The following is a 15904-nucleotide window of genomic DNA, read 5'->3' as shown; positions in this document are numbered from 1 at the left end:
ATTGCAAGTGACTGTCTCGAATCAGACAGCATAAATTGCAATGAGTTTGCATCATCATTTTCAGAGCTAGTCTCGACTAACGAATAGCTTTATTAGGACCCCCGACTTGCCAAGTCTTAAAGAGTGCTCAAATTGAGTCGTGAGGTAGTAGACTTATGAGTATGGGAAACAACGACAATAATAATAACGGCAGTAATTATCCATTCTCGAGTCCGGAGGGAGAGGCTGGCGTCCAGCTTGTCCCAAAACTAGACACTCCGAAGATGTATAAAGTAATTCTTCTTAATGATGATTACACGCCGATGGATTTTGTGGTTCTTGTATTGCGTCGTTTTTTTGCGAAAACAGAGGAGCAAGCGACGCAAATCATGTTAGATGTACATAAGAAGGGTGCAGGTGTCGCCGGGGTCTACTCCTTGGAGATTGCGGAAATGAAGGTGATGCAAGTCAATCAGTTCGCGCAACTCAATCAGTATCCCCTAAAAAGTACACTGGAGGAGGAAGCATGATGAGCCGCGAACTTGAGCGGAAGCTCGCCGAAGCAACTGAACTCGCCAAACGCCACCATCACGAATTCGTGACGTTAGAGCACATCTTGTTGGTGCTAACCGAATCTCCTCTGATGGTAGAGATCCTCGAAGCTTGCGCCGTTAATGTGCAAAAACTTCGTCAAGATTTGCGCGATCATCTGAAATCAGGAATTCCTCAAATCACCGATGACCAGTTGTCATCGTATGGTGGTTTTGATTCCTGGACTCCCGAATTCACCCTCGCCTGCCACCGTCTGATTCAACGTGCTGCCATCCAAATGAAAAGTGCTGGCCGCAATCAAATCAGTGAAGGCAGTTTGCTTGTTTCTCTTTTTTACGAGCAAGATTCTCACGCCACTTTCGCTCTGGCGCGACAAGGTCTTACTCAATTTGACATCATTAATTATATTTCCCATGGGATCACAAAAGATGGAAAGGAACACGACATTCCTCCTTCTGCGGCTCCCCGTTCAAGCGAATATCAAGGCGAATCTTATGAAGAAGGTCGCAGCTCTCCGCTTGAAAGTTTCTGTGTCAACTTGAACGACAAAGCCAAGCTTGGAAAATTGGATCCATTGATTGGTCGCGAAGACGTGATCGAAAGAACGATTCAAGTTTTGTGTCGTCGTACGAAAAACAATCCTCTGCTTATCGGCGAACCCGGTGTTGGTAAAACGGCCGTGGCCGAGGGACTTGCACAAAAAATCGTGCAAGGAAATGTTCCGGAAAAACTTAAAAACGCTGTGATCTACTCTTTAGATTTAGGTGGATTGCTTGCGGGAACGAAATTCCGTGGGGATTTTGAAGGACGCTTGAAAGCTGTCGTGAAAGACATCGCAAAACGTCCAGGCGCGATTTTATTCATCGACGAAATTCACACGATCGTGGGTGCCGGTGCAACAAGCGGAGGCTCTATGGATGCCTCAAACTTGTTAAAGCCCGCTCTAGCAAGTGGCGATATCAGCTGTATTGGCTCGACCACTCACGTGGAATACCGTCAGTACTTTGAAAAAGATCGTGCGCTAAATAGACGCTTCCAAAAAATTGATATCAACGAACCTTCCAACGAAGATGCTGTTAAAATCCTCCGTGGTCTTCGTAAATCATATGAAGAATTTCATGAGGTCCAATACACAGAAGAAGCTCTGCGTGCGGCGGTTGAGTTATCGCAAAAGCACATTCATGGAAAGCTTCTGCCAGATAAAGCCATCGACGTTTTGGATGAAGCGGGAGCTCACTTCCGCTTAAAATTCGAACACGCTGAAGATGTGAAGATCGATGCACCTGAAGTGGAAGAGACCATCGCGAAGATGACAGGTCTTCCAATCGCAAGTATTTCTTCGAGTGAAAAAACGCAGTTGCGTGATCTTGATAAAAAATTAAAAGCTTTGATCTTCGGTCAAGACGAAGCCATCGATCGCTTGGTCTCAAGTATCAAGTTTTCTCGCAGCGGATTGGGGCGACCTAATAAACCTATTGGCAGCTTCCTTTTCACCGGGCCTACGGGTGTGGGTAAAACCGAAGTGTGCCGTCAACTTGCACAGATTCTAGGTGTTCACTTTGAGCGCTTTGATATGTCTGAGTATATGGAAAAGCATGCGGTTGCTCGCCTAGTCGGTGCGCCTCCGGGATATGTGGGTTATGAAGAAGGCGGTCTTTTAACAGAGGCCGTAACGAAAAATCCTTATGGAGTTTTCTTACTGGATGAGATTGAAAAAGCTCATACCGACGTGACCAACATTCTTTTGCAAGTCATGGATGCCGGTCGCCTCACCGACAGCAATGGACGTGTTGCTGACTTTAAAAACGTTATCCTTGTTATGACTTCAAATGCCGGAGCTTTAGAAACTTCGCGCGGCACGATCGGCATGGTGGAAGAAAATCGCAGTTCACTTTCTATGGATGCCATTAAAAAAGCGTTCTCTCCTGAGTTTATCAATCGTTTGGACGCGGTTGTGTCCTTCCGTGATCTCAGCGAGGACATGGTCACGAAGATCACTCAAAAATTCGTGGACGAATTAAAAATGGTTCTTCTCGAGAAAAAAGTGGAACTGAATGTTTCTCAAGAAGTAATTAAGTGGCTAATGAAAAAAGGCTACGACAAAGTTTACGGTGCCCGTCCTTTAGCGCGTGCCGTGGATGAGCATCTGAAAAAAGCCTTGGTCGACGAATTACTTTTTGGACGCCTGGTCGACGGTGGACGTGTCAATGTGGAACTGGAAAAGGATATTTTGAAGTTCCATTTTAGCACCACCCCTAACGGCACTGGTCAAAAGAATCAAAAACAACCCGTCACGACGTGATGTGATGGCATTGACATTCCTTTTAGAGTTATCATTATTAATGGTGACTCTAGAAGGAGTGCATAAATGGCATTTTTAAAACGTATCGGTTTATTTGTTCTTACAAACGTCCTTGTCATGGTGACGATCGGAATCGTTTGGTCTCTTGTGAGCCGATTCCTTGGTCTTGCAGGTCTTAACTCTTACATCCCATTCTTGATGGCGTTCTGTTTGGTTTGGGGTATGGGCGGCGCCTTCATCTCTTTGCTTATGTCGAAGTGGATGGCGAAAATGTTCCATGGTGTAAAAATCATCGAGCCTAACAACCAAAACCCAGAACTTCGCGCCTTGGTAAATAAAGTCCACGACTTTGCTCGTCGTGCGCAACTTTCCAAAATGCCTGAAGTCGGTATCTACGAATCTGTCGACATCAATGCGTTTGCGACAGGACCATCTAAATCCAACTCTCTAGTTGCGGTTTCTACAGGTCTTTTGCAAAGAATGAATGAAAAAGAACTTGATGGAGTTCTGGCCCACGAAGTGGCGCATATCGCAAACGGAGACATGGTCACAATGACTTTGATCCAAGGTATCGTGAATGCCTTTGCGATGTTCTTCTCTCGTATCTTGGCGAACCTGGTCGCTTCCAACGTGGAAGAGCGCTATCGTGAGATTGTTCGCTTTGCGGTGACAATCCTAGGCGACATCGCGTTCACATTGTTGGGATCTATCGTCGTGAATTACTTCTCTCGTCGCCGTGAGTTCCGTGCGGACGCGGGAGGCGCGAAGTACTCTTCTCGCGAAAATATGATTGCGGCTTTGCAAAAATTGCGTTCAGTTTATGATCTGCCAATTCCTCCAGAGGAAGGTCAGACAGCGACTTTGATGATTTCAAATCGCGACAAAGGTGGAATTGCGAAATTGTTCATGACGCATCCGCCTCTTGAAGTTCGTATCCAAGCTCTTCAAACGGGCCGTATCTAAGCGGCGCGTTTTGTTAAATAACCTGATATTTCGTCTGAGTCAGGGTTGTTAAATTCCACAAATCGGCATAACCTAAACGGGTTATGCCGAAAATAATTCTCGCCTTCTCATTTTTTTCCGTCATCTTAGGTTGTGCTACGACATCGCGTTTAGACACGCGAATCGACAAACGCTTAACTCCACCTGTTCCTAATTTCATTAGCAAATGGAAGAATGCTCCAGTTTCTGATTTAGAAAAATTAGAAGTCGGAGCTAAAGAGGACAATATTCGTTGGTGGAAGACCTACACTTTGGCGATGGCCAAAAAAACGTCCGCACCAAAAGAAGCTTGCGAAGGCTTTAAGTCTTTGTCGTCAGAAAACGACTTTCCCCTTCATGATCTGGCGTTGCTTCGTGCTTACGAGACTTGTGTGAACGATAAAGCCTTAGCCGAGCTTCCCAGCAGCACGGTGCCTTGGTATCGCGACCTGATGGTTGATATTAAACTTAAAGAGGCTTTAGAAACTTCGGACTTACGCGACGACATGACCGCTTATGTTGAAAAAGCTCGCTTGGACAACAACAAGAAGAACAAAGAAGAATTTTACCTGAAAGCTCTTCTTGCGGCTCAGAAGTCTGAATCCAAAGAAGACGTCGAGCAGATTCAAACGGCGCTTTACAAAAACTCCCCGCGCTTAAATCCGCTTCCTTTAGAAAAAGATTTAAGCAATGTGGCTTCGGACTATCGCTTTCATCGTGAGTTCGACCATGCGCTAAAGACTTATAAAAAAATCTTGGCGTCAGAACAAACGGGTCCGGATGAATATTTCCAAACATTGAAAAACATCCGTCAGACTTACAAGGTGGCGCAACAGCGTTCGGATTATATCAACGCGACGGCTGACCTTGTGAATTGGTCTAAAAAGCAATTCCAAAAAAACAAAAAAGATCGCCGTGCGATTGCGCGCTATCACGATGCTCAAGTCCTTTTTGCTAAAACGCTTTGGACAGAAGATCAAACTTCACAAGCCGTGAAAGTTTTAAACGAAACTCACCGCCTGCTTCGTGGCATCTATCCGATGGATGAAGTTTATTTTATCCAAGGACGTATTGACGAAGAAAAAGGCAACTTCACAAAGGCTATAGAATACTTCGAGGCCAGCTACCAACAACCTGTCAGCTTGCCAGGCCTGCGCGATAAAATCGCGTGGTTGAAATCTTGGAACTACTACAAGTTAGAAAAATGGGAAGAGGCTAAAACAAGCTTTGAGCAGATGCGCGATCTTGTGAAAGATCCTGCTGACAAATCACGCGCTCGCTTCTGGTTAGCGCGCTCTTTAGAAAAGCTGGGTAAAAATTCCGATGCTCAAAACGAACTTCAAGGTTTGATTAAAGAAGATCCACTAGGTTACTACGGCGTTTTAGCTGTTCGTGAACTTAAACAGAGCTTCACGCCACTTAAGATCGACAACAAAGAACTTCAAGGTTTAAGCCTTCTAGGCGTTTCGGAGCTAGATCCGCAAATGCGTTTAACAACGGAATGGTTGATTTCTGTCGACGAAAAACCTTTCGCTGAAAAAGTTTTGAACATCGCGGTTGAGGACTTAAAAAAGAAGAAAGTGACTTCAGAAGAAACTTGGCTTGCGATTTCTTCTGGCTACGCGCGCACAGGTCTTTACCTTCCACTATTCTCTGCGATTGGCGCATTGGATTCTTCTGTGAAAGATCGCCTCTTGAACGATCATCCAGATCTTTTATTCCCGCAGCCGTTCTCAGACATCATCGCGCAAGCTTCTGATAAAAGCGGAACTCCTCAGGCGTTCATCTATGCGATCATCCGTCAAGAATCGGCATTTAATCCTGAAGCTCGCAGCTCGGTCGATGCTTTCGGCTTGATGCAACTTCTGCCAAGCGTGGCAAAACAATTAGCGAAAAGAAACTCATTAGAATATTCCGAAGCCAATGACTTGTTTAAACCAGAGATCAACATCCCGCTGGGTGCTTTTGAATTAAAGTCGTTAATGAAAAAGTACGACGATCAATTCATCTTGGCTGTGTCTGGTTACAATGCCAATGACAGTGCGATCCGCGGTTGGTTGAAAACCCGCTTCCGCGAAGACTCTGTTGAATTTATCGAAGAAGTCCCTTACGAAGAAACTCGCGCTTACATCAAATTGGTGATGAGAAATTACATCTTCTATCAAAGACTTCTGAACACGACATCGGGAACACCGTTCCCGGAAGAACTTCTTTCTTTGAAATCGAATAAGAAAAAAGACATTGTGAAAGAAGAAAGTATCAGTCAGCAGCTTTAAAAATAAAAATCCCGAGTCAAAAGCTCGGGATTTTTTATTTCTAGATCCAACAATTAATTAACGATTACAAAAATTATCGTCCGTGAAACTTCCCGTCGCAGCGGAACTGTATTCCGGATAAGTCACATAGTTCACGTTCGTCATGTCCACTTCATCCGCGCCGACGGTGTAAACGACTTTCAAAGTGTCTGCCGTCAACTCTTTCAACTCGTAACGCTTTTCCACAGGCGTGCCTAAGGCTCCGCCATTTACATGGGTGACGTTAAGAACCAATTCATTCCCCACTGCGCTCGTAGGATCTGTGACCGGCGCCGTCCATGTTCCCGATAAAGAACATTTCTTGCCTACTGTGGGTGATGTCCATTCCGCTTCGGATTGCGTGAAGGTGCCGTCGACCTTGAGCTCCATCTGCACATAGCTGAAACTTCCCGCAGCTTGAGTGCTTTCAGTTTGGGAGTGATAAGTGATGTCTTCAGAAAGACTTCCTAAATCCAACTCGCCAGAGCCGACTTTTTGACTGCATCCCGCGAGCGCCAACAAAGAAATGATAATAAGCTTTTTCATATTCACCTCTTCGGCATCAGACATAAGCCCTTTAACTTGAGAAGGCTTATCAAGCCACGATCCCTGCGCTTTCAAAGCTAAGCTCTTGCGATGACTTCATTATCTATTGATATGTCTTAAATTGATACAGGACCAAGGTTCCCTTATGCCCCGACTGGAAATCTCCGATAAGTTTTAGTCTAGAAAGGGGAACATTCATGTTTTCTCGCAAAGTGTGGATTGCAGCATGTTGTGTCGGTTTATTGTTCTTTGGTGGATTGGGTTTCTACCTATATTCCATTGAAGAAAACTCCCCTTCTCGCACACAGAGTTCCAGCAAAAAAGACAGCGATCGTCTTTTTGAAAACTCTTTCATCACTTCTAAAACTGACAAAGTCGAAGACGAGCCCAGTGCTCTTTTCAATGATCCCGCGATCAGCCAAGCTTGGGGTTTGAAAAAATCCGATGCCGCTCGCGCGTGGTCGGTCACTAAAGGCAGCCGCGATATCGTGGTGGCCGTGATCGATACAGGAATTGATGTGAAGCACGAGGACCTCAAAGGCAATCTTTGGAAAAATCCAGGTGAAACAGGTTTAGATGCCCAAGGCCGCGATAAAGCGACCAACGGTATCGATGATGACGGTAACGGTTTTGTCGACGACGTTTATGGTTGGAACTTTGTTTCTAACAACAACAAACTCGACGACAATCACGGTCACGGTACTCACATTGCCGGAATCATTGGTGCTGAAGCTGGAAACAACAAAGGCATTACAGGGATTTCTCCGGAAGTTAGCTTGATGATTCTTAAGTATTACGATCCGAAAGTTCCCGGCACCGACAACTTGAAAAACACGGTGGCTTCTATTCGCTACGCGGTAAAAATGGGGGCTCACATCATCAACTACTCTGGTGGTGGGACGGAGTTCTCTCAAGAAGAGTATGATGCTGTTGCCGAAGCCGAGAAAAAAGGAATTCTTTTTGTCGCAGCGGCAGGAAATGAGCGTTCGAACTCGGATCAATTCCACTATTACCCGGCTGACTATAAATTAAAAAACATCATTTCGGTGACGGCGATTGACCCTTCCACACAAGTGCTCGCGTCTTCCAACTATGGTATTGAAACTGTAGATATCGCAGCTCCAGGACAAAACATTCTTTCTTGCCTTCCCGGAAATGCTTACGGGTATATGACCGGAACTTCGCAAGCCACTGCGTTTGTGACCGGTGCTGCGGCTTTGACGATGGCACACAAGCAGTCTTTCAGAGCAGAAGATGTGAAGAAGTACATTCTTGCCACCGGCGATGCCCAATCACAGCTCGCTTCAAAAACCAGAACATCTCGTCAGTTGAATCTTTATAAAGCACTTACGATTCTAGATCAGGGTGTTTCCGCGACAGGTGTTGTTGCCGTGAATACGCAAAACATGAAGCTTTTCACTGCGGATCCGAATGAAAAACGAAATCGTGATCTTGAAAATGGTATTGATCCGACAACTAAAGAGATGAGCCAATTCGGCAGATCCTTGATCGACGCCATCGGCCCAAAATCTCGTCCATCAAAACTAGGTACGAAACAAGGTTCGGAAGGGTTCTAACCCTTCCTTGCTTAATGCCTTCGCTGATAGTTCTTCCAAAGAATTATTGAGTCCATTGCAGCGGGGTATATAACAAGATCTTTACCGAACTTTTCTGACATAACCCCAAATTCTGATGAAAAAATATTCGTGAAAACAGGTTTTGAGAGGTCGTTTAAATCTACAATATGATAAGCGCCATCCGCTGTCGTCTTTAGAATTACCCGGCCCTCCTCTAGAGGAAATACCGAAAAAGCAGTTATTAAGAGTTTATCGTTGATACGAGAGAAGACTTGAAGCGAATCATCAGAAGTTGCCTTGGCGTAAGCTGATTTAGTAACCCATTGCAAATTCTGGCCTTCCATTTCCAGCTTCAAATCACCGTATTCGATACGAAAAAAAGAGGCCTTTTCCCTGCTACGACAAGCCAATAATTCATTTTCCAGCCAACAAGTCCCTTGAATTTTTTGATTTGAGATCGAGTTCAAGCTCTCATCCATAAAATAAACTATGGATTCGCCTTCTTGGGTAATAGTCAGAATACGCTGATCGGCATCGAACCCTGTCACTAACCCTTCGCCAAAGATAGGGAGCTCAGCGAGAATGGCTAACTTCCTATCAAGCAACATATACTTACCGGATGTTTTATCAATGAAACCAAAAAAGTTTCCTGATTGAGTGAATACCCCCTCCAAGCTCAACACAAAATTATACGACTTGCGAAATTCTAAATCGTACGACTTTGAGCCATCTACAAGGAAACCAGAAATGATTTTCGAATCAACACCGGGGACTCTTAATGCTTCATACAGTTTTATCGAACTTACATCTAAAAGCCAAACCGATGTCGTACCACCGGATCTGATAATTATGCCTTCTTCAGACATTTCCCCATCATGGAAATGTTGCGGCAAGATTTCTCTAGCTCCCGTCCTGAGGTTCAACAACTCTAAATCATTGTCTCTTTTCAATATTAACACCGGTGCGGATTTGAATGCCGCTAGGATCGCACCACCTACATCAATCATATCTCCCGTACGACTGAATATTTTTTTATTATCTTGATCATACAACCATTGATCATAATAAGGCCGCGCGGCTGAAGGCAGCAGCATCAAAGACAAATCCGTACCGAGGGCCCATTGCTCTTCCATGGAAGCGGAAGCTGATGAGTTCATGTTAATACTGTTATAAAGTATATGTTTCAGATTAATTTTTTGCCCACTCACGATGACTACTTCATTACTCATGCGTGAAAACAAAGCTTGTAGAGCCTTTTCGGGAAGTGCTGACATACCTCCCAAAATGTACTTGATCCTGCTAGCGATTTCTCTGTCGAATTTATTCGAACTGGTTACTTCCCAACCTGATGAACCAAAAGTACAGTTTTGTTTCCGACATTGGTTTCGGGACATCTGTAGGTAGACTAGACGTTCTTTTGCTTTATCAACAAAGAACTTTTCTTGCGTTTGGCCCCAAGAAGCTCCTCCGGCGCCCCATCTTTGAGTAACGGAAGATCGAGGATCAGAATCAAATTGCGCGTGCTTCCAGTTCCAAATCAAGGCCTTAAGAGTCCATGAAACTCCCTCTATGTTGAACACTTCCGCCGAAAGTAAAGGTGATTCCTGTGGGGGCGTTGGAAAGGCAATAAGACTCGCAATCTTTCCTTTAATGCGAGAATCTCTGGAAGGGGTGCTCCAATTCTCATATCCGACAGTTCCGGGCCTACAGTCTATGAGTTTGCACTTTGCAAACCCTTCTTCGACTAATTCTTTTCGTAATTTGAACTGCTGAAATATATCTTTGTAGATATACTCTCGAATTGAGTTCACACTGTCGGAAAAACCCATGTGCTCAAAAAGAGCAATAGAAAAGTCCTTGTCAGACTTAAAGGAGTATTGTTCCCTAGAATACCCTGGCATTTCAGTCGAACTCTTTAAAGTGATTCCGTTTGCTGTTTTCACGGCCCACCGAAAGCGAAGGATTGCCCCTTCTTTTTCTTTCGGAAAATCAGCAAAAAGCATAGACTCAGCCAAAGAACGAACTATGCGAGGTACTGATGAGTTCAGAGTTAGAAAAGGCACCTCGGCATTTTCACCCAACCAACGAATTAATTGAGTATGCCCACTCTGTTCACGCAAAGAAAGATGATAACTTCCAGAGATAAGAGCCGCTTTATTAAGCGCTACCGGAAAAGAGTCGTTCCAAAGCGTATGCGTATATGTCATATCTAAAAGATAATTTAGAGCTGCCAAAAAACGACGATCATTAAACCAGTCGGCTGACGTGGGAAGGCGCGCCCACTCTCCACGTAAAGTTTCGTTTGTTAATAGGGTGTTACTGCCTCCTAGACGAGAAGCTGCTGGCAACCCATGGATTCTTGCAAAGATCCATCTTAAGGAATAGGCGACATCAGCACAGTCGGTCGCGATCTTGTAACGAACAAAGAACTCACTGTCGACTTCGGCTTCGATCCATTTTGCGTAGCGACGTTCCCAATCCTCAGACCACGCATGCTTTGTCACCCACAAACTTCCCGAAACTACGCTCGGCGTGAAGATCCTTTTTTGTGTATTGGGAAACGTTTGTTTCCATAAAGCAGCTTGCTTTGTGGCTTCTTCCTCTGAAGGAAAGGTCATCCGCTGAGATACAACCGGCCAACCGTCAGAGCTTTCGGAAATGAGCTCAACCACCCATCGACTTTCTTCAGAACGTAAAACAACCTGCGATGCTGCTGCAGATGAGACCGAGATAGATAGGCAGAGGGTCAGTAAGAAGTGCGACCAACTTAACATGTCTAATCCTTTTGCTGTGATGTTCGTAAACAAATCTCAGCATGGAGGAAAAACGCATGTCAAAGCGCATGGATGTCCTTCAAAAGAAAGTGTTTCATAGAAAAAGAAATACTAGTCAACGAAGTCGGAAAGAGAAATCTTTCCGCGAATCATGATCATCAATCCCGCTGACATAAATGCCAACGCCACACCGACACCGATCAGGTTGCGGTGACCAAGATTGATCATTCCTAAAAGAATTAAAAAAGCACTAAGACCAAACGGCCCCCAGTACATGTACTTCTGCCATTTCGGGCGAGCTGCCGCTTGAACTTTACCAACAGTGGCCACGGGCTTCTGAGACAAACCGACCATCATCAGACTGTTGATTCGCGCGATCATTTGATCACATTGCGGATCCCCGCCTTGCGCGGCTTTCAGCTCTTCATACTTCAAAGTTGCAAAGCGAAGGGCATCCAATTCATGGCAAGCGCGGATGAACTCATCGTGAAGCTGTTCATTTTCAAAGTTTTCAACCAAGTTCTTCCACTTACGCACAAGACTTGGCTGTGCCTTCAAGCTTGGGTCTTTAGGCAAACCCTCGAGACGCTCAAAAAGAACGTGGCAAGAGTAACACTCTTTCGCGCGACGGCCGTTCAAGGCGCCACACTTCGGGCAAGATTTCATTTCATGAGTGCCCGGCTCCACAGAGTAAGTCTCGCCCAGATGCTGCTGAGCGGCAGCGGCAGGGGCCACTTCTTCCTCTTTGGGAGCCTCAGTGGCCGTCATTGAAACCGCAAAGCAGGCCACATTCTGAAGATCTGTAGGAGGATATTCGAAACTGAATCTTGTCTCGCAAGAAATGCACTGAAATAGTGGCGTTTCCGAATGAATATCGTCACAAGAAACCTCATAAAGTTTCGCGCAAGATGGACATCGGATTTTCAATTTCGTTGATAAATTCACAGTGGACTCACTCACTCTTTGTGTTACTAATACCATGATGAAGAGAACGATTCAATTTTTCAAGCAGAAAGCCTACGAATTTCGTTGGGCGATTCTCTCGGGAATTCTTGTAGGCACAAGCTACATTCCCTTTCCTCCTTGGGCTTTAATCTTTTGCTATACGCCGCTTTGGCTTTACGCTGTCGAAGATAGCAAATCCGTGAAGAATTCATTCTGGGCGGCGTGGATTACACAGTTCGTGCTCAGCATGATTGGCTTTCATTGGATTGCCTACACTGCTCACGAATTCGGGCAAATTCCCTGGTCAGTTTCTGTCGTAGCTCTGCTGCTTTTTTGTGCGTTCATGCATCTTTACATTCCCGTCGCCGTGGCGGCTGGAACGTGGTTGCGCCTGAAATTCAAGCTGGAAGCGGGGCCGAGCCTTTTCATCATCGCAATCTTGCAGTCTCTTTTAGAGCGCGTGTGGCCGGTGATTTTTGACTGGAATCTTGGTTATACTCTGTTCTGGGCGAAAATTCCGACCTATCACCTTGCAGACATCATTGGCTTCTTGGGCCTTTCTTCCGTCGTTTTGCTTTTCAATGCGTGGGTGGGTTACATTTGGCTGAAACAAAACTTTGTGAAAAAAGCCCTGACACAATTAAGTTTTCTGTCTTTGTCATTTGCCGCATTAGTGGGCATCGGTCACTTCCACGGAAAAAACTGGAACCGCTTTGATCGAGAAATCAAAGCGACGATCGTTCAAGCCAACATCGGTAATCTTGAAAAAGTCTATGCCGAGCAAGGCAAAGGCTATCAAGAAGCTATCACGAACAAATTTGTGAACCTGACAGCCGAAGCTCATCAGAAGTTCCCCGACACAGATATTTTTGTTTGGCCCGAGACAGCATTTCCTGACTACCTGGATCAACACCTTCTGGGCCGCAAACACACGGAAATTTTGAAGGCCGGACTGATTCAGTTCGGAAAGCCTTTGATCACGGGAGCCTACTCAAAAGACGAAAAGACGGACGAGAAGGTCGATACATCGACTTACAACGGCCTTTTCCTTATCGACGCTCAAACCAACAACTTAGATCACCCTTATCGCAAAACCGAACTTCTAGCTTTCGGAGAATACCTGCCTTTGAGTGAGCGCTTCCCGTTCCTGCTCAAACTTCTGCCTTTTGTTTCTAACTTCGGTCGCGGCAACGGCCCTGAAGTCATGACTTGGAATTTCCGTGGTGAAGAAATTCATTGGGGCGGACAGATTTGTTACGAGGGTCTTTATCCTGAATTCTCTCGCGGGCTGGCGAAAAAAGGCTCTGACATTTTGGTGAATGTCACAAATGACTCTTGGTTCGGAGACCATGCCGAACCTTATCAACATCTTTATATGACATTGGCGCGCGGAATTGAAGTGCGTCGACCTTTGGTGCGTTCAACAAATACGGGAATCAGTACGGCCGTCCTTGCAAATGGTGATGTTCTACAAAAATCACCTCTTCATAAGGAATGGAGCGGTCAGTTCGTGATAAAGTATTTGAAAAACGCGCCGATGACTTTCTACACAAAGTGGGGCCACTTCGACTGGGTTCTTTTGATCGCCGCCCTACTGACTTTGATTATTACAGGAGCTCTTCATGCAAGATCTCGTCGTTCTTGATTGGATAGAAATTTTAGAAAAGATTCGTTCGCATGCGACGAGTGAAGCCGGCCGTGAAGCCGTGATGGAAACAAAACCACTAGCTTCCAAGGAACAGGCTTACCAGAGCTTCCAAGAAATCGCTGATGCCACAGAAGTTTTAAATCAAGGCATCCGCCCGTTCATGCAAAGCTTGGATCTTTATTCCACTTGGATCACCCGCCTTAAAAAGCACGCGGTTTTAAAAACTTTAGAAATCAAAGACGTTCGCAGTTTCTGTTTAGAAGCACTCGCTTTGAAAGAGGCTTTAAACACAGTTGAAAACAACTGGGCACAGAAATTAGCCAGCAGCGTGATGAAAGCCGATGAGCCTTTATCCGCAATCGATCAAATCCTGACTCCGGGCGGAGAAATTCGCGCTGACGCCAGTGAAACTCTGTACCGTCTTTATAAAGAAAAAGAACGTCTGGCTCGCGAAGTGCAAACGACGTTGGATCGTTTGGTGAAAGCCCATAACATGGAAAACGTACTTCAAGATAAGTACGTCACCACTCGTGATGGACGCTGGGTCTTGCCTGTTCGCAGTGGCATGCAACACCACCTTCCGGGCGTGATCCATGGATCTTCTCAGACAAAACAAACTGTGTTCATGGAACCAGAAACTGTCATTCCTACGAACAATCGTCTGCGCCAAATCGAAGTTGAAATTGAAGATGAGATCGAAAGACTTTTGACCGAGCTTTCAAGATATCTTTCGTCTAAAGCCAGCGAAATTGAAATCACACGCGAACTTCTTGAAGAGGCCGACGTGCGCTTTTCTCAAGCGCAGTTTGCAACACTCGTGGAAGCCCACCCGATCGAGTTCTCTGTTGATTCGTTAGAGTTGATCGAAGCTCGCCATCCGCTTTTACAGCTTTCCGGCAAGAAGGTCGTTTCAAACTCGGTTCTTTTGGAAGGAAAAAAAGGAATCTTACTTCTGAGCGGTCCTAATGCCGGTGGTAAAACGGTTCTTTTGAAATCCATTGGTCTTGCAGCGCAAATGGCTCGCTGTGGCCTTCCTATTTGTGCCAGCGAAACGTCGAAGCTTCCATTCTTTAAAGATATTCTTATCGGCATTGGTGACGCACAAAGTGTTGATGAAGAGCTTAGTACTTTTGCCGCTCACTTAAAAATCTTAGGCAAAGCGGCAGCGATGAAAGGCCGCGAAAATCTTATTCTGATTGATGAGATCTGCGGATCCACCGATCCAGAAGAAGGAAGTGCCCTAGCAAGAAGCTTTATCGAAAGTTTTTCTTCGAACAATGTCTTTGCCGTTATCACTTCGCACTTAGGACCTTTGAAGTCCGGATGGGATGAAGAAACGCGCGTGCTTAACGGAAGTCTTGAGTACGATCCTAAAACCGGTCGCCCGACATATCAGTTCATCGCAGGCATCCCAGGGGATTCGTTAGCTATTCAAACAGCCAAACGCGTCGGCGTATCTCAAGCTATCGTGCAAAGAGCTTTGGAAGTTCTAGCTCCCGCGACTCGCGCGCGTTTAGAAGGCTTAGAGCAAATTGAACAACTGAAATCTGATATCAGCATTCTGCAAGATCATCTTAAAAAAGAAACGAACAAGGCGTTAGAAACAAAACGCAAGTACGAAGGCTTGTTAGAGCAATTCAATAAAGATAAAGAAGAGTGGCTGCAAAGAACTTTGAAAAAAGCCGAGCGCAAGGTCGAAGAAGCCATTGCTCAGGCGAAAGTCACAGAAACTTTCAAACGCCACACGGCTTTGCAAGAAATTAAATACAAGCTTCCTGAAATCGTTAAAGCGAAACCTGTCACAACACCAGGCGCTCCGGAAAATGCGGAAGAGTTTGCAAAAAAATTCCCGCCAGGATCCAAGGTCTATGTGCCGACATTAAGCTCTGATGGTATCGTGCAAAGCACGCCGAATAACAAAGGTGAAGTCCTAGTGCTTTCAGGCTCTGTGCGTTTACAACTTCATTGGCAGGATTTAAAACCACCAGGAAAACCGCAAAATCCAACCTCACAATTGGTTCGTCAAAGTTCTTCTTTCACAGTGGCTTTAGCTGACGAAGATCGCACTTTGGATTTGCGCGGAAAAACCGTGGAAGATGCTTTGTCAGAACTCGAAGTCGCTTTGGATAAAGCGGCCACTTCGCGCGAAGATCGCCTCAAAGTTATCCATGGTCACGGAACTGAAGCTTTAAAGAAAGCCGTTCGCACTTATCTGTCACGCTCCATCTATGTGAAAAAATGGAAAGCCGGTTCACCAGAAAGTGGTGGCGACGGTATTACTTGGGTTGAAATCGGCGAAGCTTAAT

Annotated in this window: 10 protein-coding genes; 7 read left to right on the top strand and 3 right to left on the bottom strand. The window is 45.4% G+C overall.

Going from position 1 to position 15904, the window contains the following annotated elements:
• The first annotated feature begins 155 nt into the window (after nt 1-155).
• The 4 genes from clpS (at nt 156) to ACLWBD_RS05525 (ending at nt 6090) form a co-directional block, all read left to right on the top strand.
• Nucleotides 156-509, top strand: a complete 354-nt coding sequence (clpS, locus tag ACLWBD_RS05540; RefSeq protein WP_253720845.1) for an ATP-dependent Clp protease adapter ClpS — start codon at nt 156-158, stop codon at nt 507-509.
• Entirely contained in the window at nt 506-2833 is a 2328-nt protein-coding gene (gene clpA, locus ACLWBD_RS05535; protein WP_063209232.1) for an ATP-dependent Clp protease ATP-binding subunit ClpA, read from the top strand. Before clpS ends, clpA begins: the two co-directional genes overlap by 4 nt.
• 66 nt (nt 2834-2899) lie before the next feature.
• Nucleotides 2900-3796 (top strand): protease HtpX, encoded by an 897-nt coding sequence (htpX, locus tag ACLWBD_RS05530; protein WP_063209230.1) that lies wholly within the window; start codon nt 2900-2902, stop codon nt 3794-3796.
• A gap of 83 nt (nt 3797-3879) precedes the next feature.
• Nucleotides 3880-6090, top strand: coding sequence for a tetratricopeptide repeat protein (locus ACLWBD_RS05525; protein WP_413569912.1), 2211 nt, complete (start codon nt 3880-3882; stop codon nt 6088-6090).
• A 57-nt stretch (nt 6091-6147) separates the two neighbouring features.
• On the opposite strand, the gene ACLWBD_RS05520 is transcribed toward ACLWBD_RS05525, so the two are convergent.
• Nucleotides 6148-6654: a hypothetical protein gene (locus tag ACLWBD_RS05520; RefSeq protein ID WP_413569911.1), complete on the bottom strand. Its 507-nt coding sequence runs from the start codon at nt 6652-6654 to the stop codon at nt 6148-6150.
• 197 nt (nt 6655-6851) lie between these two features.
• On the opposite strand from ACLWBD_RS05520, the gene ACLWBD_RS05515 reads away from it, so the two are divergent.
• Nucleotides 6852-8231, top strand: coding sequence for a S8 family peptidase (locus tag ACLWBD_RS05515; protein ID WP_063209226.1), 1380 nt, complete (start codon nt 6852-6854; stop codon nt 8229-8231).
• An 11-nt stretch (nt 8232-8242) separates the two neighbouring features.
• Here ACLWBD_RS05515 and ACLWBD_RS05510 read toward each other — a convergent pair whose 3' ends face one another.
• Both ACLWBD_RS05510 and ACLWBD_RS05505 read right to left on the bottom strand, forming a co-directional pair.
• Nucleotides 8243-11038, bottom strand: coding sequence for a hypothetical protein (locus tag ACLWBD_RS05510; protein WP_413569909.1), 2796 nt, complete (start codon nt 11036-11038; stop codon nt 8243-8245).
• 78 nt (nt 11039-11116) lie between these two features.
• Nucleotides 11117-11986, bottom strand: coding sequence for a hypothetical protein (locus ACLWBD_RS05505; protein ID WP_413569908.1), 870 nt, complete (start codon nt 11984-11986; stop codon nt 11117-11119).
• Here ACLWBD_RS05505 and lnt point away from each other — a divergent pair.
• Nucleotides 11985-13595, top strand: a complete 1611-nt coding sequence (gene lnt, locus ACLWBD_RS05500; RefSeq protein ID WP_413569907.1) for an apolipoprotein N-acyltransferase — start codon at nt 11985-11987, stop codon at nt 13593-13595. The two genes, ACLWBD_RS05505 and lnt, sit on opposite strands and share 2 nt — an antisense overlap.
• Nucleotides 13573-15903, top strand: coding sequence for an endonuclease MutS2 (locus ACLWBD_RS05495; RefSeq protein ID WP_063209220.1), 2331 nt, complete (start codon nt 13573-13575; stop codon nt 15901-15903). The genes lnt and ACLWBD_RS05495 overlap by 23 nt, the downstream gene beginning before the upstream one ends.
• The last annotated feature ends 1 nt before the right edge of the window (nt 15904 follow it).

Origin of the sequence: Bdellovibrio sp. HCB117, assembly GCF_047305915.1 — a bacterium.
GTDB classification, from domain to species: Bacteria; Bdellovibrionota; Bdellovibrionia; order Bdellovibrionales; family Bdellovibrionaceae; genus Bdellovibrio; species Bdellovibrio bacteriovorus_B.
The sequence above is the reverse complement of the archived record's forward strand: the minus strand, read 5'-3'. Positions and strand labels throughout refer to the sequence as shown.

Bases quoted from the DNA above. Each gene is read 5' to 3' on its own strand.
- lnt (WP_413569907.1), top strand. From the start codon at position 11,985: ATGATGAAGAGAACGATTCAATTTTTCAAGCAGAAAGCCTACGAATTT.
- clpA (WP_063209232.1), top strand. From the start codon at position 506: ATGATGAGCCGCGAACTTGAGCGGAAGCTCGCCGAAGCAACTGAACTC.
- ACLWBD_RS05495 (WP_063209220.1), top strand. From the start codon at position 13,573: ATGCAAGATCTCGTCGTTCTTGATTGGATAGAAATTTTAGAAAAGATT.
- htpX (WP_063209230.1), top strand. From the start codon at position 2,900: ATGGCATTTTTAAAACGTATCGGTTTATTTGTTCTTACAAACGTCCTT.
- ACLWBD_RS05515 (WP_063209226.1), top strand. From the start codon at position 6,852: ATGTTTTCTCGCAAAGTGTGGATTGCAGCATGTTGTGTCGGTTTATTG.
- clpS (WP_253720845.1), top strand. From the start codon at position 156: ATGAGTATGGGAAACAACGACAATAATAATAACGGCAGTAATTATCCA.
- ACLWBD_RS05520 (WP_413569911.1), bottom strand. From the start codon at position 6,654: ATGAAAAAGCTTATTATCATTTCTTTGTTGGCGCTCGCGGGATGCAGT.
- ACLWBD_RS05505 (WP_413569908.1), bottom strand. From the start codon at position 11,986: ATGGTATTAGTAACACAAAGAGTGAGTGAGTCCACTGTGAATTTATCA.
- ACLWBD_RS05525 (WP_413569912.1), top strand. From the start codon at position 3,880: ATGCCGAAAATAATTCTCGCCTTCTCATTTTTTTCCGTCATCTTAGGT.